The 21,813-nt window shown below is 70.6% G+C and carries 23 protein-coding genes; 8 read left to right on the top strand and 15 right to left on the bottom strand.

Annotation, left to right across the window (positions count from 1 at the left end; all coding sequences use genetic code 11):
• Positions 1-2 precede the first annotated feature (2 nt).
• Positions 3-1,094, top strand: a complete 1,092-nt coding sequence (locus tag ACSG06_RS20370; RefSeq protein ID WP_440992122.1) for a M24 family metallopeptidase — start codon at positions 3-5, stop codon at positions 1,092-1,094.
• Here the strand turns inward: ACSG06_RS20370 and ACSG06_RS20375 are convergent, their stop codons facing one another.
• From ACSG06_RS20375 to ACSG06_RS20395, 5 genes are all read right to left on the bottom strand, one after another.
• Positions 1,095-1,349 (bottom strand): DUF7533 family protein, encoded by a 255-nt coding sequence (locus ACSG06_RS20375; protein WP_440992123.1) that lies wholly within the window; start codon positions 1,347-1,349, stop codon positions 1,095-1,097.
• A gap of 72 nt (positions 1,350-1,421) precedes the next feature.
• Positions 1,422-1,829: a hypothetical protein gene (locus ACSG06_RS20380; protein ID WP_440992124.1), complete on the bottom strand. Its 408-nt coding sequence runs from the start codon at positions 1,827-1,829 to the stop codon at positions 1,422-1,424.
• Between the two features lie 55 nt (positions 1,830-1,884).
• Positions 1,885-2,754: a TIGR01548 family HAD-type hydrolase gene (locus ACSG06_RS20385; protein ID WP_440992125.1), complete on the bottom strand. Its 870-nt coding sequence runs from the start codon at positions 2,752-2,754 to the stop codon at positions 1,885-1,887.
• Between the two features lie 41 nt (positions 2,755-2,795).
• Positions 2,796-2,942 (bottom strand): hypothetical protein, encoded by a 147-nt coding sequence (locus ACSG06_RS20390; RefSeq protein ID WP_440992126.1) that lies wholly within the window; start codon positions 2,940-2,942, stop codon positions 2,796-2,798.
• On the bottom strand, positions 2,902-3,339 hold the full coding sequence (locus ACSG06_RS20395; RefSeq protein ID WP_440992127.1) for a UPF0146 family protein: 438 nt from the start codon (positions 3,337-3,339) through the stop codon (positions 2,902-2,904). The genes ACSG06_RS20390 and ACSG06_RS20395 overlap by 41 nt, the downstream gene beginning before the upstream one ends.
• 39 nt (positions 3,340-3,378) lie before the next feature.
• Between ACSG06_RS20395 and ACSG06_RS20400 the strand changes: the two genes are divergently transcribed.
• Together ACSG06_RS20400 and ACSG06_RS20405 are read left to right on the top strand one after the other, a co-directional pair.
• On the top strand, positions 3,379-3,900 hold the full coding sequence (locus ACSG06_RS20400; protein ID WP_440992128.1) for an archaemetzincin family Zn-dependent metalloprotease: 522 nt from the start codon (positions 3,379-3,381) through the stop codon (positions 3,898-3,900).
• Positions 3,901-4,629 carry a hypothetical protein gene (locus ACSG06_RS20405; protein WP_440992129.1) on the top strand — a complete coding sequence of 243 codons (729 nt, stop codon included), beginning with the start codon at positions 3,901-3,903 and terminating at the stop codon, positions 4,627-4,629.
• Here the strand turns inward: ACSG06_RS20405 and ACSG06_RS20410 are convergent.
• From ACSG06_RS20410 to ACSG06_RS20430, 5 genes are all read right to left on the bottom strand, one after another.
• Complete coding sequence (locus tag ACSG06_RS20410) at positions 4,587-5,909, bottom strand: NHL repeat-containing protein (protein WP_440992130.1); 1,323 nt, start codon at positions 5,907-5,909, stop codon at positions 4,587-4,589. The genes ACSG06_RS20405 and ACSG06_RS20410 overlap by 43 nt on opposite strands.
• Before the next feature lie 144 nt (positions 5,910-6,053).
• Positions 6,054-6,848: a class I SAM-dependent methyltransferase gene (locus ACSG06_RS20415; RefSeq protein WP_440992131.1), complete on the bottom strand. Its 795-nt coding sequence runs from the start codon at positions 6,846-6,848 to the stop codon at positions 6,054-6,056.
• Positions 6,845-7,285 carry an ester cyclase gene (locus tag ACSG06_RS20420; protein WP_440992132.1) on the bottom strand — a complete coding sequence of 147 codons (441 nt, stop codon included), beginning with the start codon at positions 7,283-7,285 and terminating at the stop codon, positions 6,845-6,847. The genes ACSG06_RS20415 and ACSG06_RS20420 overlap by 4 nt, the downstream gene beginning before the upstream one ends.
• A gap of 88 nt (positions 7,286-7,373) precedes the next feature.
• Positions 7,374-8,228, bottom strand: a complete 855-nt coding sequence (locus tag ACSG06_RS20425) for a helix-turn-helix transcriptional regulator (RefSeq protein WP_440992133.1) — start codon at positions 8,226-8,228, stop codon at positions 7,374-7,376.
• Between the two features lie 176 nt (positions 8,229-8,404).
• A complete protein-coding gene (locus ACSG06_RS20430; RefSeq protein WP_440992134.1) occupies positions 8,405-9,916 on the bottom strand; it encodes a carboxypeptidase M32 in 1,512 nt (503 codons plus the stop codon).
• 84 nt (positions 9,917-10,000) lie between these two features.
• Here ACSG06_RS20430 and ACSG06_RS20435 point away from each other — a divergent pair, with 84 nt between their 5' ends.
• Positions 10,001-10,954, top strand: a complete 954-nt coding sequence (locus tag ACSG06_RS20435) for a CBS domain-containing protein (RefSeq protein ID WP_440992135.1) — start codon at positions 10,001-10,003, stop codon at positions 10,952-10,954.
• A gap of 15 nt (positions 10,955-10,969) precedes the next feature.
• Here the strand turns inward: ACSG06_RS20435 and ACSG06_RS20440 are convergent, their stop codons facing one another.
• Both ACSG06_RS20440 and ACSG06_RS20445 read right to left on the bottom strand, forming a co-directional pair.
• A complete protein-coding gene (locus ACSG06_RS20440; RefSeq protein WP_440992136.1) occupies positions 10,970-12,085 on the bottom strand; it encodes a M20 family metallopeptidase in 1,116 nt (371 codons plus the stop codon).
• 67 nt (positions 12,086-12,152) lie between these two features.
• Positions 12,153-13,781, bottom strand: coding sequence for a protoglobin domain-containing protein (locus tag ACSG06_RS20445; protein ID WP_440992137.1), 1,629 nt, complete (start codon positions 13,779-13,781; stop codon positions 12,153-12,155).
• A 141-nt stretch (positions 13,782-13,922) separates the two neighbouring features.
• On the opposite strand from ACSG06_RS20445, the gene ACSG06_RS20450 reads away from it, so the two are divergent.
• Positions 13,923-15,803: a PINc/VapC family ATPase gene (locus ACSG06_RS20450; RefSeq protein ID WP_440992138.1), complete on the top strand. Its 1,881-nt coding sequence runs from the start codon at positions 13,923-13,925 to the stop codon at positions 15,801-15,803.
• Positions 15,804-15,918: 115 nt separating this feature from the next.
• Here the strand turns inward: ACSG06_RS20450 and thiD are convergent, their stop codons facing one another.
• Both thiD and ACSG06_RS20460 read right to left on the bottom strand, forming a co-directional pair.
• Positions 15,919-17,283 carry a bifunctional hydroxymethylpyrimidine kinase/phosphomethylpyrimidine kinase gene (thiD, locus tag ACSG06_RS20455; RefSeq protein ID WP_440992139.1) on the bottom strand — a complete coding sequence of 455 codons (1,365 nt, stop codon included), beginning with the start codon at positions 17,281-17,283 and terminating at the stop codon, positions 15,919-15,921.
• A gap of 95 nt (positions 17,284-17,378) precedes the next feature.
• The gene (locus tag ACSG06_RS20460) at positions 17,379-17,762 is read right to left on the bottom strand and encodes a hypothetical protein (protein ID WP_440992140.1); all 384 of its coding nucleotides are present in this window, start codon (positions 17,760-17,762) and stop codon (positions 17,379-17,381) included.
• A gap of 113 nt (positions 17,763-17,875) precedes the next feature.
• Here ACSG06_RS20460 and ACSG06_RS20465 point away from each other — a divergent pair, with 113 nt between their 5' ends.
• Complete coding sequence (locus ACSG06_RS20465) at positions 17,876-19,219, top strand: NRAMP family divalent metal transporter (protein WP_440992141.1); 1,344 nt, start codon at positions 17,876-17,878, stop codon at positions 19,217-19,219.
• Positions 19,216-19,791, top strand: a complete 576-nt coding sequence (locus ACSG06_RS20470; protein ID WP_440992142.1) for a hypothetical protein — start codon at positions 19,216-19,218, stop codon at positions 19,789-19,791. The genes ACSG06_RS20465 and ACSG06_RS20470 overlap by 4 nt, the downstream gene beginning before the upstream one ends.
• Here the strand turns inward: ACSG06_RS20470 and ACSG06_RS20475 are convergent, their stop codons facing one another.
• A complete protein-coding gene (locus tag ACSG06_RS20475; protein ID WP_440992143.1) occupies positions 19,792-20,712 on the bottom strand; it encodes a thiamine-phosphate synthase family protein in 921 nt (306 codons plus the stop codon).
• Positions 20,713-20,902: 190 nt separating this feature from the next.
• Between ACSG06_RS20475 and ACSG06_RS20480 the strand changes: the two genes are divergently transcribed.
• Complete coding sequence (locus ACSG06_RS20480) at positions 20,903-21,787, top strand: mechanosensitive ion channel family protein (RefSeq protein ID WP_440992144.1); 885 nt, start codon at positions 20,903-20,905, stop codon at positions 21,785-21,787.
• Positions 21,788-21,813 lie beyond the last annotated feature (26 nt).

Raw genomic sequence — 21,813 nt, forward strand, 5'->3', positions numbered from 1 at the left:
CGATGACGCTTCCCGTTCCGTTCGAGCACGTCCGCGAGGAGCTCCGCGACCGTGACGCCTGCGCGTTCGTCCACGCCGGCCGCGAGGACGACCCCACGCTCCGCTACCTCGGTCGTGCCGGCCGTATCGACGGCGAGCTCGCCGTGGTCGTCACCGCAGATACCAGCATGCTGCTCGCTGCCGAGGCCCCGGCCGCCGCCCGCGAGACGTTCCCCGGCGACAGCGTCCTGCCCGCCGGCGGCGAGATACCGACGGGCGAGCGCGTCGCGACCGTGCTCGACGACCTCGGGCTCGACGGTACCGTCCTCACACCCAGAACGATTCCGCACGACGCCGCACTCTACCTCGAGAACGCGGGCTACGAGGTCGCCTCGACGGCCGTCGTCGACGACGCACGGGTCGCCAAGACCGACGCCGAGCGCCTCCGCCAGTCCACGGTGCAGTCGGCCGCCTGCGCCGGGATGCGCCGCGCCGCCGCCGTGCTCGACGCGGCCCACGCCCACGAAGGGCGCCTCGACTGGGAGGACGCCCCCCTGACCACGCTCCGACTCCGCCGCGAGATAGACGCGGCCATCGCCGGAGAGGGGATGTCGCCCGGCTACACCGCCATCGGCGTCGACGGCGCACCCGCGACGCCCCGCTCGGAGACGACCATCGAGCCAGGCCAGACGGTCGTCGTCGACCTCGCACCGCAGGGCCCCGACGGCTACCACGGCCGGCTCGTCCGCACGTTCGTCGTCGACGGCGACGGCGGCTGGACCCGCCGCGCACAGCTCGCCGCCGAGGGCGCACTCGACGCCGCCATCCCCGAACTCTCGCCCGACGGTGCCGACGCCGTGGCGACCGAGCTCGACGCCGAGGTGACCGCGTACGGCTTCGATCCGGCACCCGAGTCCGGCGGCTACGGCGTCGGCCTCGAACGCCGCGAACGCCCCACGCTGGACGAGGACGAGCTGCCCGTCGGCGCGGTGCTCGCGCTCGACGTGCGTGTCTCCGACCCGGCAGAAGGCACCGTCCGTCTGGCAGACCTCGTCGCCGTCACCGACGACGGCGGCGAGCCCCTGGGCGCGTTCCCGCGCTCGCTCGTCCCCTGACTACTCCCCGTCGTCTCCCTCGTCGGGCTCCTTCACCGCCGCCTCGACGACCGTCTCGCCGACGATGCTGCCCGCGTCGAACGGGTTGTCGACGTACTTCTCCATCAGGATCATCAGGACGCCGATGCCGATGAGCGCCGCGCCCCAGGTGGTGTTGCCCTGGATGAAGAAGAGGTCGACGCCCGCCGCCATCGCCGGCAGCGCGAACGCGAGCGTGATCAGCAGGGAGAACTGCCCGAAGATGCTCTGGCCCATGTTGGCCGTCCGTACGTCACCGGCGGAGAAAAAAGGTGCTACTCGGGAGTCGGGTTCGGACGGGGCGTTCGGTCACCTGAACACGCCGTACAACCGGTCGTACGGGCCGTAGTAGACGAACAGCTCGGCGAGCAGGAACAGGCCGCCGACGATGCCGGCGACGGCGGCGAGCTGCTGGCCCTGCGGCAGGTCCCAGAGCAGCCCGGGGTCGAGCCGGGTGAAGACGGCACCGGTGGCGAGCATGACCACGAGGAGGGTGCCGGCGAACAGCCAGAGTCGGTCGGGGTCCGGCGACGCCTCGTTCGCCGGCGTCTCGATGGTCGCGACGTGGTAGCCGAGGAGGAGCGTGACGGCGAAGGCCGCCGCGACGTACGCGATGTTCGTGAACGGGTCTGGCGGGCTGAGCGTCGCACCGCCGACCAGCGCGGGAGCGAGGCCGATCGGGAGCGCCCAGCCGAGTCGTCGAAGTCGTGTACCCATCAGGAGAGGGGTCGGCGATGGCGACGGAAAAGGCTGCCTAGCCGTCGGCGGGCGATTACGTCTCCAGCAGGTCGGGCAGCAGCGTCACGTCGTCGAGGATGGCCTCGGCCCCGTAGGCGACGAACTTCTCCTTGCCCGAGACGCCGGAGAGCCCGCCGCTGAGGACGCCGACGGCGTGGTACTCGCGACTGCCGTCCTCGGTGGCGGCGTTGCGTGCGGTCTGGATGTCGTCGATGGTGTCGCCGACGAAGACGAGCGAGTCCGAGTCGAAGCGCTCCGCGAGCGTGACGAGCGCGTGGGGGTCGGGCTTGCCGGCCTCCCAGTCGTCCATGGTGAACCGGTGCTCGTCGGGGACGTCGAGGCCGACGCGGTCGAGCGCGATGTCGGCCTCGGCGGCGGGTCGGCCGGTGACGATGCCGACGTTCCAGCGCTCGGTCAGCGCCGCGACCGTCGCGGGCGTGGCGATGATGGGCTCGTCCTCGATGTAGCCCGTGTGGTCCATGTCCGGCTCGCCGCCCTCGAGTTCGCGGTAGCGCTGGCTGCCGAGGTAGAGCTGCTGGAACACGTCTCGCAGGCGTTCGGTGTCCCACGCCTCGTGGACCCGGTCGAGCGCCTTCGCCCCGATCTCGCTGCCGACGACGAGCTCGGCGGCGTCCAGCCCCCCGCCGTGTTCGCGTATCTCGCCGGTGAACTCCTCGAGGGTGAGTTCGAGGCCTTCCCGTCTCGCGAGGACGAACAGCGCTGCGGCGTAGGTCAGCTCCCAGTCGTTGTTGAACCCCTCGGCGTCCTTGAACGCCTGCACGTCCGCACGGTCGATGGTCTCGCCGTAGACGTGCTCGACGGCGTCCACGATGGCACGCCGGTAGGAGTCGGCCACGTCGACGAGCACGCCGTCGACGTCCAGCACGACCGTGTCCACCTGCATACCCCGCCATCTGTTCCCCCGGGTAATGGGCCTATCGGACGTCAGTCGCTGCCGGTCATCACCGTCGTCGGGGTGACGTCACGGGGGTCGACGACGGCGTCATCGACCGCCGCGACCGCGTCGTCACCGGCCACCGCGACCGCGTCGTCACCGGCCGCCGCGACCGCGTCGGCCTCGTCGTCGACCACCGGGCGTGTCCGTGTCGACGACGAACAGCGTGTCGCCCGGGATCGGCTCCGGCGTCGCCCGAACCGCCGTCGGGTCGCCACCGAGCGTGGTGACGAAGCAAGCCGCACCCGCGTCACGGGCGACCGCCACGACCGCGCGCTGGAGCTCCGGCGGGCAGTTCAGCGCGTAGACCGCCTCGGCGTCGGCGTACACCGACGGGTCGGGGTCGGTCACGTCGTCGCGGACGAAGCCGACACCATCGGGAACCGACCGGTCGTGGACGTCCGTCGCGGTGACGGCGACGCCGCGCTCGGCGAGTCCGGCGGCAACGTCCGTCCGGTTGCCGATACCCACCTCGACGACCCGCTCGAAGCGTGCGAGTCGGTCGACGAGCGCGGGGGTCGAATCGGGGACCACGGCGGGATATTTATAGCCCGGGCTACCTTACGGTTTTCCATGCTCGTCGACATCGTCCCCGTCGGGGACGTCTCCGCAGCCGTCAAGCGTGCGGCATCGGAGGGACTCAGGTCGGTGTACGACTGCGACGTGACGATCCACGAGCCACAGCCGCTCCCGAGCGACGCGTACGACGCGACGCGGAACCAGTACTCCGCCGAGGAGTTCATCCAGCTCGCGGAGCAGGTCGGGACGGGCGACAAGAACATCGGCGTCACGCCGAAGGACCTGTTCTACCGTCGGCGGAACTACGTGTTCGGGCTCGCCTACCTCGACGGGAGCGGGAGCGTCGTCTCGACGTACCGGCTCCAGACCTCGAGCGACGGTGGCTTCTCGAACCGCAGCTCCGAGGACATCTTCCAGGACCGCATCCGCAAGGAGATCGTCCACGAGATCGGTCACACGATGGGGCTCGAACACTGTGACAACAAGCGCTGCGTGATGAACTTCTCCCCGACGGTCCGCGAGGTCGACGTGAAGGAGGAGAACCTCTGTGGGACCTGCCAGCGGAAGGTCCTGTAGATGGACGGGGACCTGCCAGCGGGCTGGGTCCGCGAGTACGAGGGGCGGAACGGTGCGGAGTACTTCCACGAACCACGCGAGCTCGCACTGAGTATCCTCCCGCGCTACGACTCGCCGCGTGGCCGCGCCAGCGAGATGACCGCGAGTGGCTACCTCGTCCGGGTTCACCGCCTGTTCGGCGACGACTACTGGACGCCGCTGACCCTCGGCCGCACGGAGACGCTCGCCGAGGCGAAGGACCTCGCGCTGGGGTACATGCAGCGGCTCCACCGCGAGGGAGGCACCCGGACCGAGGAGCTGGCGGCCATCGCGGGCGTCGCCCCGTACACGGACGACCTGCTCGTCCGGCTCGTCCGCACCCGGAGCGAGTTCGGCCTCCGGACCGTCGCCCACCGCGTCGCTGACTCGGTGACCGTGGTGTACGAGCGGGACGAGTCGGCCGTCCTGTCCGCGAAGATCGCCCGAGCTCGCTGTCGGCGGCTCGGCCGCGCGATGGACGTGGACGCCGCGACACCCGCGAGCGTGGTCGCCAGGACCGACGACGGGACACTCGTCTACGTCGCGCCGACCGGCGAGCCGTCCGTGGGGACGCTCTTCGCCTTCGATTCCGACGCACGGCTCGTGCTCCCTGACCTGCTGGAAGACCTCGAGACGCTGCTCGCCCGTCGTGAGGGCTGCGAGAACGGTCAGCGCGACGGCAGCGACAGCGAGCGCGACGACGCGCGGTAGCGCTCGACGCCCGCGAGCAGCAGCGAGAAGACGGCCCCGAGCAGCCAGTACAGCTGTTCGGCGACGCCGTAGGGCAGGACGTACTTCGAGACGGCGACGCCGAACGCGAGGTACTCGGAGACGACGTTCGCGTCGGTCATCGCACTCGAGAAGTCGCCCTGGGTGGCCGACGGCGCGGGGACGCTCCCGTCGCTCGCGTTCGGCGGCGTGGTGACGCGGTCGACCTCGTAGACGAGATTGCCGACGTTCACCGCCCAGACGACCTCCCCGTCCGGGGTCACCTCGACGACGCGGTCGTTGTACGAGTCGGCGACGAGCGTGTCACCGTCGGGGAGCCGGTCGCCGTCGCGCGGCCAGTCGAACTTCGCGCTGCCACCGACCTCCCAGACGACCTCGCCGTCGGGCCCGAACTCCACGATGCGGTCGTGCTCGCTGTCGGCGACGATGAGCGAGCCATCGGCGAGCCGGTCGGGGTTGTGCTGCTCGTACAGCTCGCCCTCGTCGTCCGCGTGGAACGCGTTCGGCCCCACGACCGGCTCGACCCGCACGTCGCCGTCGTCCGCGACGTGGAGCTCGGCGACGGTGTCGAAGTTCCGCAGGCTGATCTGGAACACGCCCGGCTCGAGACGGTCCACGTCGTTCACGTGCGTCCAGTCGCCCTCCGGCCCCATCCCGTCGGGGCGCTCGTAGTCGTCCGTGGCGTTCCACTCCCAGAGCAGGTTCCCGTCGTGGTCGACGGCGAACACGCGGTCGTTGCCCATGTCGGCCATCGCGTAGCGCGCCTCGCCGTCGACGACGTACCGGTCCGCGTCGTGGAGCTCGTGCTCGTGCTTCTCCACGTCGTACCAGGCGTACTCCCAGACCACGTCGTTCGTCCCCCGGTCGACGTGCTGGAGCGCGTTCCGCACGCAGCCGTCGTAGCCGTCGCTGGCGTACGGCTCCGGGCACTCCGAGTCCGGCACCGTCGATGCGGTCGACACCTGCACCGTCGACTCGTTCACGAGCTCGACGTCGAACACGTCGTCCGGCTCGCTGTACTCCCACGCCACCTCGCCGTCCGGCGTGATCTCCAGGGCCTTCCCGCCGTCCTGGTAGCCCTGGACGGCGACGAGCGTGTTCTCCTCGGGCGGCTCCTCGTCGACGGTCAACACCGGCTGGGTCGGCATCGTCACGAACCCCGCGACCGCGACCGCGAGAAAGACGAGCGACAGAATCGCGAACAGACGGGCGCGTCCGCCGGGCGTCCGGAGCTCGGCGGCCGCGGAACGGAGACGTTGCACGCCCGTTCGTTGGGGCGGAGGGACACGTTAGCGCTTCGATTCCGTATCGGATCGTGTCTGGAATCGTCTCGAGGAATCGGCAGGTTCCGGGTCGAAGGCTGCGCGATATCCGGAACGACGATGGCAGTCCGCCGCCGTTCCGAATCAGTCGACGGTCGCGGTCGTTATCCGGTACTCCATCGAGATGGCGTTCCGGCTCTCGTCGAAGTACTCCTCGATCGCCGCGCTCATGTCCTCGCTCAGGGCCGGGTAGTCGTCCTCGTCCACGTCTTCGAGCGCGACGATGAACAGTCCGGACTGGGAACGGACCAGCTCCCAGGAGTGCGACGGCGAGAGCGACAGCTGCTCGACGACACCGGTCTCGAACGAGAGGTCTGTCACCCCGTCGGCCAGTCGCTCTCGCACGACTTCCTCGTCACCCCAGAGGAACGGGGGCGGGGGTGCATCCGGGTCGGGCGGCAGGTACGCCTGGAGCGTCTTCGCCATCGCCGGGACGACGCTTCGGGGCGTCCACGACGAGAAGGCGATCCGACCGCCCGGCCTCGTCACTCGAAGGAGTTCCGACGCCGCGGCCTCCGGCGGCGTCGCGAACACGTGGCCGACACAGGAGAGGGTGACATCGAAGGCATCGTCCTCGAAGGGAAGCGCCGTCGCATCCCCCTCGCGCCACTCGATATCGTCGACACCCGCGATGGCGGCGTTCTCCCGGGCGTCTGCCAGCATCTCCGGGGTGATGTCCAGGCCAGTCACCTGTGCCCCGCGGCGTGCGGCGGTGATGGCGACGTTCCCCGTCCCGCACGCGACATCGACGACACGGTCGTCCGTATCGACGGCGGCAGCGTCGACGAGATGGGCGGCCATCGACAGGAAGCTCGGCCCGATGGTGTCGGCGTAGGAGCCGGCCGTCCAGACCCGTTGCACGTGCTCTTTGGAACTCATCGTTCACTTCCCCAGGGTTCGACGACCCCGAGCTGTGTCAGTAGCCCAAGGAAGTCCCACGTCGCCCACGTCTCTGCGATCTGGCCGTCTCGGACGCGATGCATCGCATTCCCCTGGATCTCGATCGACGTCCCGGTCGGTTCGATGCCACGGAACGCTCCCCGGTGTGTGCCGGTCAGGGTGCCTTCGAACGATACCAGGTCACCCTCGGCGATCAGCTCGCCAACGTGAACCGCTGCATCGGGGAACGCCCGATGCAAGCCCTTCATGGACTCGACCCAGGGCTCTGGCCCCGATTCGGATTCGGGACTCGCCGGGTCGTGACGGGTGTACTCCTCGGTGAAGATGTCGTCGACGAGGGCGTAGTTCTGCTCGTTGACGAACTCGTCGATGAATCGGTGGATGACGTCCTTGTTGGCCCGTTCTTGGGTGGTCATTCGATCGCCTCCCAGGCGACCATTCGGGCGGGCGGATAATCGTGATGTCTGGTGAAATATTTCAGGCGGTGAACGCTCACACCTCCCGTCACCCCGTTCGCCTCGCGGTGAGGAACGACTCGGGGTCCGCAACCGGGCGCGCGTCGTCTCGGACGAGCTGGTACACCGACTCGGCCCACTCGCGTGCCGCCGGCGAGTCGGTATCCACGACGGCCCTGAGCGCCCCCACCGGGCCATCGTGGCAGCAGATCGCGACGCGGTCGTCGAGGACGAGCAGCCCGCACCGGTCGCCGTCCGGGAGCGAATCGTGGACGAGGTGGGTACAGTTCTCGAGGGCGGTCGCCTCGGTGACCAGCTCGGGGTTCCACGAGTAGACAGCCTCGAACACCGCCGGGTCGTAGATGTACTCCGACTCCATCCCGTTCAGTATCCGGGTGAATGCCGCCTCCAGGTTGTTCGATTTCACCACCGTCGCGCCGAACCCGCGGAGCGACTCCGTCCCGCCGATCAGCTCCGCGATACGTTCGAGTGGCCGGGACGGATAGCCGGGTCCCGGATACGAGACGACCGCGTCCTCGAACAGGTCGACGTCGAACTGCGACATCTCGCGGGGGAGCCACCGCCAGACGTCGCGCAGTTTTCGCTCTGTCGCCATCGATTCGCAGAACCCGACGAACTCCTCGGCCACGAACTCGCCGAGTCGCGTCAGTTCGTAGATTCGACCGTCGCGGACGACCCATCCGCGGTCCTCGAAATCGGCGAGGACGCGCCCCATCGTCGGTGACGATGCCCCGGTCGCCTCACACAGCTCGGCCCGGTCACTGGGCTGCTCCGAGAGAACGCCCAGCACGCCGACACGGTGGGCTGACCGGACGAGAAACTCGATCTCCTCGACGGACTGTTCGAGTTCGGTGCCGCCACCAGGCGTGTGCATGACTAGCATACACGGTCGGCCACATTATGTCTGTCCCCCGGTTCGAAGGGTGTGAATCACTGCGTTCGTGGAGCCACACCAGTGCTCGGCACCCGTGAGGTCGCGGGACTCGCTCGCCGGCCGCGCGCCATGCCAGCTGCTCACGGTGAATTTGGAACAGCGAAAACGGGGAAACGAAATCGGACTCAGTTCAGGTCGTAGAGCGCGCCGTACTTCTCGGTGACGTAGTCGAGGAAGTAGTCGGCGGTGAAGCCCTCGCCGGTGGCCTCGCGGACGAGGTCGTCGGTGGTGTAGCGGCAGCCGTGCTGGTGGACGTGCTCGGTGAGCCACGCGTGGAGGTCGTCGAACTCGCCGTCGCGGGTGCGCTCGTCGAGGTTGCCGAGGTCGTCCTCGGCGGCCTCGTAGAGCTGGGCGGCGAGGACCGAGCCGAGCGAGTACGTCGGGAAGTAGCCGAAGCTGCCGTGGCTCCAGTGGATGTCCTGCAGGCAGCCCTCGGCGTCGGTGTCGGGGCGGATGCCGAGGTACTGCTCGTACTTGTCGTTCCAGACCTCGGGGACGTCCTCGACGTCGAGCTCGCCCGAGATGAGCTCGCGCTCGATCTCGAAGCGCACGACGATGTGCATGTGGTAGGTCAGCTCGTCGGCCTCGACGCGGATGAGGTTGTCCTCCTTGACGGTGTTGGCGGCCTCGTAGACGTCACGCGCCGTGGCGTCGTCGACCTGCGGGAAGCGCTCCTGCATCGCGGGGAGGAAGCGTTCCCAGAACGGCTCGGACCGGCCGACGTGGTTCTCCCAGAGGCGGCTCTGGCTCTCGTGGACGGTGAGGTCGCGGGACTCGCCCAGCGGCGTGCCGTAGTGCTCGTCGGGCAGCCCGAGGGTGTAGGTGGCGTGGCCGAACTCGTGGATGGTCGAGGTGAGCGCGCCGAGCGGGTCGGCCTCGTCGAACCGGGTCGTCACGCGGGCGTCGAACTGGTTGCCCGTCGAGAACGGGTGCGGCGCGACGTCGAGGCGGCCGCGGTCCCAGTCGTAGCCGAGCGTGTCGAGCACGTCGCGGGCCAGCTCCTCCTGCGTGTCGGCGTCGAACTCGCCCTCGAACGGGGTGGCGAGGTCGACGTCGGACTCGCGGACCGCGTCGACGAGCGGGACGAGCTCGTCACGGAGCTCGGTCAGCGTCTCCTCCGCGGTGTCGAGGCCGAGGTACGGCTCGTAGTCCTCGAACAGTACCGCGTACGGGTCGCGGTCGGGGTCGATGTGCTCGGCGTACTCGCGCTTGAGTTCGACCAGCTCCTCGAGCTTCGGTGCGAAGATGGAGAAGTCGTCCTCCGCCTTCGCCTCCTTCCAGAGCGGGTGGGCCTCGGCGGCGGTCTGGGAGATCGTCTCGACGAGGTCCGTCGGGACGCGTGCAGCGCGCTCGTACTTCCGGCGCACCTCGCGGACCACCGCCTCCTGCTCGGCGTCGAGGTCCGACTCCTCCAGTTCGTCGAGGTAGCCCGACATCTCCTCGCCGGTGAGCAGTTCGTGGCTCACCGCCGAGAGCGCGGAGAGCTGCTTCGACCGGGCCGGTGTACCCTCCTCGGGCATCATGACCTCCTGGTCCCAGTTGAGGACCGACTGCGCGCCACCGACGTTCGAGATTCGCTGGACGAGCGTGATGAACTCCTCGTAGGTGTCGGAGTGCTGGGCGGCTTCCGTTGCCATGGGAGGGTGTTTCGATTCGGAACCTATGAACTTCCCCATTCCTCGGCGGTGGCTACATACCCCGACACCACGATACGTCCCACCATGCTCGTTCCACTCGCCGTCGGCGACTGTATGACCCGCGAGGTCCTGACGACGACCCCAGAGACGACGGTCCGGGCGGCCGCCCGCGAGCTGTCGGCCGCGGACGTGGGCTCGCTGGTCGTCATCGAAGCCGAGGAACCGGTCGGCATCGTCACCGAGTCGGACCTGGTAGACGTGCTCGCGGACGCGCTGGACCCGGACGAGGTGACGGTGGGGACGGTGATGGCGGCGGACCTGGTCACCATCCACGCGGGCGCGACGCTCGAACGCGCCGCGGAGCTGTTCGAGCAGCACGACGTGGAGCGGTTCCCGGTGGTCGAGGACGGGGAGCTGGTCGGCCTCGTCGCCGTCAGCGACCTCGCGGACTACCTGCCCCATCTGACCGAGCGACGGCGGCGGGTGGACGACGCGTTCGAGCTCGATCCGCACCCGCACGTCCCCTCGGAGAGCCCGGAGATGGCGTACGACCACCCGGACTGGGAGTTCGCAGGCGAGGGGACGGCGGACGGGCTCGGCGTGGGGGACGTGGTGCGGTTCCGCAAGCGGCTGACCGACGGTGACGTGCGGTCGTTCGCGGAGGCCAGCGGCGACACGAACCGGCTGCACCTCGACGGGGAGTTCGCGGCCCAGACCCGGTTCGGCGAGCGCATCGTCCACGGCGTGCTCACGACCGGGGTGGTCTCGGCGGCGCTGGCGCGGCTCCCCGGGCTGGTCATCTACCTCTCGCAGGACCTCCGGTTCATGGGTCCCATCGGCGTCGGCGACGTGGCGACGGCCGTCTGCCGGGTGACCGAGGACCTGGAAGGCGCGAAGTACCGGCTGGACGTGGCGGTGTACGACGAGGACGGCGAGGCCGCCGTGGAGGGCGAGTCGGTCGTGCTCGTCGACGAACTCCCCGCGGGGACGGAGTCGGCGGCAGTGCCGGTCGAAGAGGCCGCCGCGGGCGACGACTGACCGGCCGCCGACGAGCTACCCGGACCAGGATGCCGCGAGCCGCCGGTAGCTCTCGTAGCAACGTTCGAGCACGTCGATGGAGACGCTCTCCGAAGCGGTGTGGGCCTCGCCCGACTCGGCGGGGCCACAGACGACGCAGGCGGTCCCGTCCTGGGCGAGCCAGCCGGCGTCGGTCGCGTGCGGTTTCGTGACCAGTTCGCCAGCGCCGTCCTGCACCGCCCGGACCGCGTCGAGCACGGCGTCGGCGAAGGCGTCGTCCGAGCAGCGCATCGGCGGGAGGTCCTGGTCGACGGTCCACTCGACACCCTCGATGGCCTCGACCTGCCCGAGGTCGGCGCGCTCGCCCGGCACGGTGCGCTCGTCGACGGTCACCGCGCAGGACTCGGGGACGACGTTCCACGCGGAGCCGCCCTCGATGCCCGTGACGGCGACGCTCCCCGAGAGCGCCTCGCCAGCGACGGTGACCGTCGGCCAGTCGAGGTCGCGGACGACGTCGACGGCGTCACAGGCCCGGTACACCGCGTTCTCGCCGGCGTCGGGCTCGCTCGCGTGGGCGGCCTGCCCCCGCGCCGTCACGGTGCTCCCCCGCCGGCCCTTGTGCGCGACGGCCACGTCGACGGTGTCCGGCTCCGAGTAGCCCGTCGAGCCCTCGGCGACGAGCGCCCAGTCCGGCGCGAAGCCGGCGTCGATGGCGTGACGGGCACCGATTCCGCCGACCTCCTCGCCGACGAACGAGGCGAAGACGAGTTCGACGGCACCGGCGAGGTCGGCGTCGCGGAACGCGAGTAGCATCGCCGCGTCCGCGCCCTTCATGTCGGCGGTCCCGCGGCCGTAGAGCCGGCCGTCGCGCTCCCTGACGACGTAGCTGCCGTCGGTGTCGACCTGTGTGTCGTCCGGCGGCACCACGTCGTGATGACCGACGAACGCCAGCGTCGGTGCGTCGGGGTCGTCGGTCGCGCCACGGCGGGCGATGACGTTCCCGCCCCGGTCGGCGTCGCCGGCGTCGTCACGGGTCACGGCGGCGTCGGTCTGCTCGCGGAGCCACTCCTCGACGAAGTCGCCCGCCGCGGCCTCGCCGTCGTGGCTCGGGATGGCGACGAGGTCGCGGGTGAGCGCGGTGAGTTCGTCCATGGCCGACCGTGCGGTCGCCCGGCACAAGAGGGTTCGCCAGCGGGCAGGGGCACCCGGACGCCCCGTCTCACACCCGTTCGTACACGGGCACCTGCTCGTCGATGGGGTCGGTCGACAGCTTCTCGACGGCCTCGGCGACGTGTCTCGCGCTGGCGGCCTGCTCCTCGCTCGCACTCGCGACCGACTGCGCCTCCGAGGCCACCGACTCGGCCGCGTTCGCGAGCGACTCCACGGTCTCCGAGATCTCGACGACGCTTCGGGCCTGCTGGTCGGCCGCAGCCGCGACCTCCTCCATCCCGTGGGCCGCGTCGTCGACGACGCCCTCCAGGTCGTCGAGGGTGTCGACCGCCGCGGCGACCTCGGCGCGGCCCGCCCGGACGCTGTCGTTCGCGTCGGCGACCGCCTCGCGGGTCGCCGCCGCCTCGCGCTGGAGGGCGTCGGCCGCCGTGGCGACCTCGTCGATGTCGTCGCGGGTCCGGCTCACGAACGTCTCCAGCTCGGACGCGATGGTCTCGGCCGGGCCACCGCCGCCGCCCCGCTTCGCCTCGACCTTCGCGTTCGTCGCCAGCACGGCGGTCCGGTCGACCAGGTTCTCGACGCGGTCGACGACGTCCTCGATGTCCTCGGCGCGGGCCTCGACCGTCTCGGCGGCGTCGAGCAGGTCCTCCGTCGTCGCCTCGACTGATTCGAGCGCGTCGAGGGCGCGTTCGCCCGCATCGACGCCCTCGCTCGCCTCGGCGGCCGCGCGCTCGCTCGTCTCCCGGACGTCGTCGGCGACGGAGGCGACCTCCTGTGCGGCCGCGCTGACCTCCTCGACGTCGGCGGCCGCCGCAGCCGCGCCCTCGGCCTGCCCATCGGCGTGGTCCCGGATCGTCGTCGCGCTCTCGGCGACGGCGGCGGAGGACTGCTTCAGCTGGACGACGGGGGGCTGGACGTCCTGCTCGACCTCCGTCGCGAGCTCGCGCTGGGCGTCGATGGCGCGCTCCAGGCGCTGGCTGTAGGAGTCCACGTACGTGTCGCTGGCGACCTGCAGGTCGAGATTGAGGATGCGCAGCAGCGCGAGCACGTCCTGCATCCCGTCGTGGATGGCGTCCCGGACGGTGGCCTCCAGCGAGGCGTCCAGCCCCTCGGGCTCGTCGCCGCCGCCGAGCCCCCGGAGCGCGCCGACGACGCGGTCGAGCCCGCCGTCGCTCGCCTCGCGTTCCGCGACCCAGTCCTCGATGGCGTCGACCACCTGCGTCTGGACGCGCTCGTCGACCCGCGAGAGGATGAGGTCGTAGTAGAGCCCGTACTGCCCGACGTACTGCTTCAGCGGCATGTCGAGCAGCTCGTGGAGCTTCCCGATGCGGGCGCGGTTCGTGAAGTACGCCTCGTCGTAGTCGCCGGTCGCGAGGGAGACGAGGTACGCCTGCTGCGTGCGCTTGAGCTGTTCGACGCCCTTCGGCGAGCGCTCGATGACCCGCCGGGTCTGCTCGTGGGCGGTCAGGTTGTCGTAGAACGCGTCGGCGATGGCGTCCTGGTTGTCCCGCAGCAACGGCTCGAGGTCGTCGAGCCGACGTTCGTCCTCGGCGTCGAAGCCGACGAACTGCTTGCGCCAGGCGATCTCGTCCTCGTCCAGCCCGATCTCGCCGGTGAGCGAGGCGGCCTCCACGAACCGGTTCAGCCCACCCAGTCCGAACTCCTTCGAGGGGTCCATACCGGGCCGAAGACGTTCGGGGCAAGAATCAGGTGGGGGTGGTTCTCAGGACGCTGGAATCGGTGACTCCAGCACCGCGGGTGTGTCACGGCGTCCCGCCGGACCCGGCCCCTTATCAACCGCCACGGCCCTACTGCACGTATGAACGTCGTACCGGACACGAGCGTGGTCATCGACGGCCGCGTGTCCGCCAAGGTCGACGACGGCGAGTACGAGGGGGCCACCATACAGGTCCCCGAAGCCGTCGTCGCGGAGCTGGAATCGCAGGCGAACGAGGGGTTCGACACCGGCTGGGACGGGCTGGAGGAGCTCCAGCGCCTCGCCGACCGCGCCGACGAGGGGAAGATCGAACTCGAGTACGTCGGCGAGCGCCCCGACGCGGTCGAACGCGGCCACGCCGCCGAGGGCGAGATCGACGCGCTCATCCGCGACCTCGCCGCCGAGCTGGGCGCGACGTTCCTCACGAGCGACGTGGTCCAGTCGGAGGTGGCGAAGGCGAAGGGCCTCGACGTGGAGTTCGTCTCCGCGGAGGTCCGCGGCGCGACCGAGATCGACCGTCTGCAGGTGCAGAACTACTTCGACGACGAGACGATGAGCGTCCACCTGAAGGCGGGGGCGGTTCCGATGGCCAAACGCGGCGCGCTCGGCGACATGCACTACGTGAAGGTGGCCGACGAGCCCCTCTCGGACGAGACGATGGACGAGTACGCGACGGAGGTCGTCAACGCCGCGAAGGAGTCCCGCGACGGCTTCCTCGAGCTCTCCCGGAACGGCATGGACATCGTCCAGTTCCGCGACTACCGCATCGCGGTCGCCCGCCCACCGTTCGCGGACGGCATCGAGATCACCGCGGTGCGTCCCATCGCGCAAACGGACATGGAGGACTACGAGCACGCCGACGAGCTCAAGGAGCGCCTGCTCGAACGCCAGCGCGGCGTCCTCATCTCCGGCGCACCCGGCGCCGGCAAGTCCACGTTCGCGCAGGCGGTCGCCCGGTTCATCTCCGAGCACGACTACTCGGTCAAGACGATGGAGAAGCCCCGCGACCTCCAGGTCGGCCCCGAGATCACGCAGTACACCGAGCTCGACGGCGAGATGGCCAACACCGCCGACGCGCTGCTGATGGTCCGACCCGACTACACCATCTACGACGAGGTCCGCAAGACCAACGACTTCGAGGTGTTCGCGGACATGCGCCTCGCCGGCGTCGGCATGATCGGCGTCGTCCACGCCACCCGCGCCATCGACGCGCTCCAGCGCCTCGTCGGCCGGGTCGAACTCGGCATGATCCCGCAGGTCGTCGACACCGTCGTCTACATCGAGGCCGGCCAGATCGCGAAGGTGTACGACGTCCAGACCGAGGTGAAGGTTCCCTCCGGCCTCACCGCCGAGGACCTCGCACGCCCGGTCATCCAGATCACCGACTTCGAGACCGGCCGGCCCGAGTACGAGATCTACACGTTCAACCGGCAGGTCGTCACCGTCCCGCTCACCGACGACGGCGAGTCCAAGGATTCGGGCGTCGACCGCATCGCCAAACAGGAGATCGAGCGCGAGATACGGTCCATCGCCCGTGGCCACGTCTCGGTCGAGCTGAAGGGCCAGAACACCGCCGTCGTCTACGTCGAGGACGACGACATCTCCGCCGTCATCGGCAAGGGCGGCGGCCGCATCACCGACGTCGAGGACCGCCTCGGCATCGACATCGACGTGCGTACCCACGACGAGAACCCGAACTATCGGACCGGTTCCAGTGGTTCGGGTGGTTCGGGTGGAGCCGGTGGGTCGGGTGCGGAGGAGCAGGGCCAGCTCGTCACGCCCGAGATCACGTCGCGGCACGTCATCGTGCCCGTCGACGGCCACACCGGGGAGACCGTGGAAGTGCGGGCGGGCGACGAGTACCTGTTCACCGCGACCGTCGGCCGTGGCGGCGAGGTGCAGGTCTCTCGGGGGTCGGCGATTGCGGAGGAGCTGGAGCAGGCCATCGACCGGAAGCGGACGATCACGGTTCACACGGCCTGAAACCGGTTCGAAGCGCTGATTTTCTCTCCTTCGTACTGCTGGTGATTCGAGCGACTGGGCAGTCTCGCCAGCCGCGCGCCACGTTGGAAATCCAGTACTCGGTTCGACCCGAAGCTCACCCCTCGACAGCACCCAGCAGTGCCAGCACGCGCTCGGAGAGCGTCTCGGCATCCCGAGCGACCAGCTTGCACATCGGCTCCTTCCCGTGCGCCCCGTGGTCGAGGACGGCGACGGGGGTCTCGTCGGCCGCGCCGAACGTCGTCCGGCCGGCCCAGTCCATCGTGCTCGCGTCGGCGGGTTCCGCGGCGCGGTCGTAGGTCGCACTCGGCCAGCCGAGCTCGTCGACGGCGTCGGCGACCCGGTCGTCGAACCGGCAGTTGCAGGCGAAGCGGAGGGTCGGGTCGTACTCGCGGGCCGAGAGCAGGAATCGGGCGACGTGGCTGGACGCGCCGAAGCGCACGCCGCCGGTCGCCCGGACGCCGTCGTGGACGCGTGCGAGGCGGCCGTCGACGGCGACCGTCTCGGCGACGGACTCGGCGTACGGGAGCGCACCGACGACGTTCGTCCCGACCTCGGGAATCAGGGTGGTCGCGTCGGCCGCGACGAGGTCGTCGACGACACCTTCGACACCGGCGATGGTCTCCCGGGCGGCGGCCTCGTTCCGGACGCCGACGTGGTGATTGACAGCGCCGTTCGCCCCGACGTCGGCGTGGTAGCGGATGGCCCGCGCGACGAAGTCGACGCCGGCCTCGACGGCGTCGGCGAGGTCGTCGCCGGAGGCGAGGTTGGCGGCGATGGCGGCCGAGAGCGTGCAGCCGGAGCCGTGGGTCGCAGCGTCGGCGACGCGGGGATGCTCGAAGACGGTCACGCCGTCCTCGGTGACGAGCACGTCGACGACGCCGTCGGTGTCGAGGTGGCCCCCCGTCACGAGCGCGGCGTCGGCCCCCAGCGCGAGCAGGCCGGCGGCGGCGTCCCGGGCGCTCTCGACGTCGGTCGGTTCGACGCCGGTGAGGACGGCGGCCTCGTCGGCGTTGGGCGTGACGAGCGTCGCCTCGCCGACGAGGTCCTCGTAGGCGGATTCGGCCTCGCGGTCGAGGAGGCGGTCCCCCGACGTGGCGACCATCACGGGGTCGACGACGACCGGGACGTCGCGGTCGGCGAGTCGCTCGTGGACGGTCTCGACGACGGGCGCGGTGGCGAGCATCCCCGTCTTCACCGCCCGCACGTCGAGGTCGCCGAAGACGGCGTCGACCTGTGCGGCGACCTCGGCGGGCGGGAGGACGTGTGTGGATTCGACGCCGCGGGTGTGCTGTGCCGTGACGCTCGTCACCGCGCTGGTGCCCCACGCGCCGTGGGCGCCCATCGTCGCGAGGTCGGCCTGGATGCCGGCGCCGCCGCCCGAGTCGCTACCGGCGACGGTCAGCGCCACGGGCCGAGCGTCCGGTGCCGGTCGCCGCTCGGGTGTCGTGTCGTGGTCCATACCGGGTGGTATTAGCTGGTAGTACAAATCGATGATGGTGACTCCGGCACGGTGCCGTCGCTCGTCACCGGACGGACGACGACAGGAGAACGGCCTCAGCGCGAGCCCTCGGCGGTGCCGGCGCGGTAGCCCGCCCGGAACTCGCGGACGACGCTGCCGATGATGCTGCCGAAGACGATGGCCATGAGCAGGCTGGCGAAGCCGACCGACCACGGATCGTTGACGCCGCCGCGTGCGTACCCCGCCATGATGGCGGCCAGCGCACCCATGCCGGCGATTCCGGCGAAGCCGAGCCGGACCTCCGAGCCGGTCTGCATCGCGACGACGTGCTGGGGGATGGCGACCCCCACGAAGGCGTAGATGGCGACCCCGAGCGGCGTCTGCGCGAACACCGTCGGTTGGCCCGTCGCGAGCGTCGTGCCGCCGGCGACCGCGACGGCGACCGCGAGGCTCGCGACGACGATGCGACGCTCGTTCATGCGCCCCGGTTCTACACGTTCTGTTATAGGCTTTTCCCGGGTCCGGATGGCTATATGCGGGTGGTACCACCTAGTGGAAACACTCTTGGCGCTCCGATAGCGACTCCGAGCACATGGAACTCGGTACGCGGATACGTTCGATGGGACCGACGTGGCTGGCCGGCGCGATCGCCGCCGGGCCGGCGACGATGGCGAGCCTGCTGGGGGCGGGCGCGGGCTACGGCTACGAGCTGCTGTGGGTGGTCGTCCTCTCGGCGGTGCTGGGTGCGACCGCACAGTACCTCGCCGCGCGACTGGGCGTGCTGACGGGCGACGGGCTCGTCTCGACCGTCGAGGCGAAGCTGGGGCGCTGGTGGGCGTGGCTGCTCGTCGTCGACGTGGTCGCCGCGGCGGGGCTGGCACAGCTGGTCATCATGAAGACCGTCGCCGACGTGACCGCGCTGGCGACCGGCATCGACGCGACCGTCTGGGGCGTCGTCTGGGCGGTCGTGCTCGCCGTCGGGCTCGTCGGCGGCGGCTACCGCGTCGCCGAACTCGGCGCGAAGTTCGTCGTCTCGCTGGTCGTGCTGGCGTTCGTGGGCTCGCTGTTCGTCGTGCCGGTCGACCTCGGCGCGGCCGCCGGCGGGACGCTCCCCTCGCTTCCGACCGCCGACACCGCCCTCGTCGCGGCGGGCATCCTCGGCGGCGCGGTGCACGTCACGCTCGTCACGATGCAGAGCTACACGATGCGCGAACGGGGCTGGACCCGCGACGACTGGGGCCTCGCCCGCTTCGACGTCGTCGCCTCGATGGGCGTCGCCTTCGGCGTCTACTCGCTGGCCATCTTCCTCGTCGCCGCGAGCGTCTTCCACCAGGGGCCGGTCCCGCTCGCCGAGCTGACGGCGACCAGCGCGGCGACCGCGCTCGGCCCGGCCGTCGGTGGGCTCGCGGAGTCGCTGTTCCTCGCCGGCCTGCTCGGCGCGGCCGTCTCGACGCTCGGCGGGAACACCACGGTGCCGCCCTACGCGCTCGCCGACAAGCTCGGCTGGAGCCGCGACGACGACCGCTACCGGGCCGCCGTGGCCGTCACCGCACTCGCCGCCGCGCTCGGCCCGGTGATGGGCGGGAACGTGTTCGAGCTGCTCGTGCTCGTGCTCGCGTTCGGGCTCGTCGGCACGCCCTTCGCCATCGCGCTCGTGCTCTACCTGCTGCACGACCCCGACACGGTCCCGGAGCGGCCGCCAGTCCTGGCGAGCCTCGGCGGCCTCGTCCTGCTCGCCGTGACGAGCGTCACCGCCGGCTCGTGGCTGCGGTCGGAGCTCTCACCGTACGCGAGCGACCCACTCGGACTGCTCGGCGACCCCGGAACGCTGCTCGCCGCCGTCTTCGCGGCGGTGCTGGCCGTGGCCACCCTCGGACTGGCGGGCCGGTTCGTCCACGACCGTGCGACCGACCGGACGCGGGCGAGCGACGCATGACGCCGACCGGCCCGCTCGACGGCGTCGACCCGCTCCCCGTCGCGTCCGGGCGCCACCTCGTCGTCGGCCCGTCGAACGTCGGCAAGACCCGGACGACCGCCGCCACGCTCGCACGCTGGGTCGCCGAACACGGCACCGACGGCGTCGTCGTCCTCGACTTCGCGCCGGCGGTCGAACGCGACGGCGAACTGCTCGGCGGTCGGCTCGACCGCTTCTACCGGCCGCCCGACGGCTGCTGGTACGGGGTCCTCGACGCGCACGCGCCGCGGAGCGACGGCCGGGACGACGAGCACGCCCTCGCACTCGCCCGTTCGAACGCCGAGCGCGCCCGCCGGCTGCTCGAGGCCGCGCCGTCACCACGGGCCGTCTTCGTCAACGACGCGACCATCCCGGCACAGGCCGACGGCGACCCGTCGGCGCTGCTCGAGTACTGCTCGACGGCGGAGCTCGCCGTCTGCAACGCGTTCGCGGGCGACGAACTCGGGACCGAGGACGAGGTGTCGCGGAACGAACGGGCGGCGCTCGACGCGCTGACGGCGTGGGCAGACGTGCACTACCGGCTCGGCCGGTGACTACTCCTCCGCGGCCTCGCAGAGTTCGACGGCGAGCGAGACCGCGTCGGCGGCGTCGGCACCGAGGACGTACATGATGGGCTCGACGCCGTAGTCGCCGTCGTGGTAGGCGATCTTCGGTACGCCGCCCTCGGTGAACCGGTCGCGGAGCCGTCCCTCGCGGTCCTCGTAGCCCGCGTCGAACTCCATGGGCTCGTAGCCCGCCGCCCTGGCTGCGTCGAGCAGTTCCTCGGAGGTCTTCAGGTTCACCGCGCCGCGCACGTCCGGGTCGATGGCGGTCGCCGCGAGCACCAGTCCCGCGACGTGCCGCGATGCCCCGAACTCCGGGTTGCCGGGGACGTTCAGCCGGCCCTGGATGGCGTGCAGTCGCCCGGGGATGGCCGCCACGTCGCCCACCTCGTCCGCGTCGGGCAGCGCCATCGCGACGTTGGTCCCGACGTTCGGCACGTGGTCGACGACGGACGGCGTCCCGCCCAGCCGCCTGACCGCCTCGCGGACGTTGTCGAGCACCGCCCGCTCGTCGAGCACGTCGCTGTCCGGCCCGCGCACACAGAGGTCACAGCCCATCCCGCGGAGCGCCGGCATCACGTCCTCGTGGACCGCACAGATTGGCCCGCGGTCCTCGAACTCCTCGACGAGCGCCAGGAGCTCCGAGAGCGCCTCGTAGTGGTCCATCCCGCCCTCTGCGAGCCCCTCGCCGATGCGCTCGACCGTCGCCACCATACGGGCGTCCTCGCTGAAGCGCTCCTCGACTGTCACCTCGCCGCTCCGGTACTTGCTCACCGCGGCCTGCGTGACCCCCAGATGGTCGGCGATCTCCCGCTGTGTCAGCCCCCTGTCGGCGAGGTCGTCGACGAGCATGGCCCGGGCGGTCGGCAGGAACCGCTCGACGACGATCTCGCTCGGCAGCACCACTGGCATGGACGCCGGTTCGACCCCCGCCGTGTTAAGTGGTGCGTGGCGCCCGACTCCGGGAAGCCCTGGCGAGGCTCGCTCGGGGCTGGCGGTTCGTGGTCGCAGCGAGTCCGTCGGGGACCACCACAGCACGCCGGACAGCCCCCACCCCCAGCATTGGTCTGGACTTTAGTGCCCGACCCACGTTGTACCGGGCATGCTTCCGGACGCGCTGTCGCTCCTGCTGCAGGGGACACCGCCCGATTTCTGGCCGGCAGAGCTCGCCGACGACTGGTCGTTCGTGGTGCGGGTCGGCTGGGGCGTGCTGGCGTTCTGTCTCGTGACCATCTTCGGCTGGTACATCCTCGACCCGGCCGTGAGTCGCATCGTCACGGCGCGGAACCGCAACAACCCGACGCTGGAGGAGGCGGTGTCGCGGTACCTCCGGCTCTCCGTCCTCGTCGCCGCGGTCCTCGTCGGGGCGTTCATCACGGGCTACGGCACGTTCCTGCAGTCGTCCGCGCTGGTCGTCGCGGCCGGGACGCTCGCGCTCGGGGTGGCGGGCCAGACGGTCATCGGCTCGCTGGTCAGCGGTATCGTGCTCGTGCTCGACCCGGAGTTCAACGTGGGCGACTACATCGAGTGGGAGGGCGGCGAAGGGACGGTCCGCTCCATCACGCTCCGGGTGACGCGGGTGCAGACACCCGACGGCGGGCTGGTGACGCTGCCGAACACGAAGCTGACGAGTCAGGCCGTCACGCGGCCGTACGGCTACGACCGCACGCGCATCGTCGAGCACGTGGGCATCGCCTACGAGGACGACGTCGACGAGGCGCTCGCGCTGCTGGAGGAGGCCGCGCGGAACGTCGACGGCGTGGTCGAGGGGCCGTGCCCGACGGCGTACGTCGACGAGTTCTCGGGCGACGCGGTCGTCCTCCGGGGAGTGTTCTGGGTGGAGGCGCCGGGACGTCGGAGCCTCTTCCGAATCCGGTCGGACTACGCACGCCGGGTGAAACAGCAGCTCGAGGGGGCCGATGTCACCATCGCGCCGGCCTCGAAGCGCGAACTGCTGGGACGGATCGAGGTGGAGTCCACCGGGTGAGCGTTGGCCGCTGCCGGTAACTATTC

The organism is Haloarchaeobius baliensis (genome assembly GCF_052060055.1).
In the GTDB taxonomy this organism is placed as follows: Archaea; Halobacteriota; Halobacteria; order Halobacteriales; family Natrialbaceae; genus Haloarchaeobius; species Haloarchaeobius baliensis.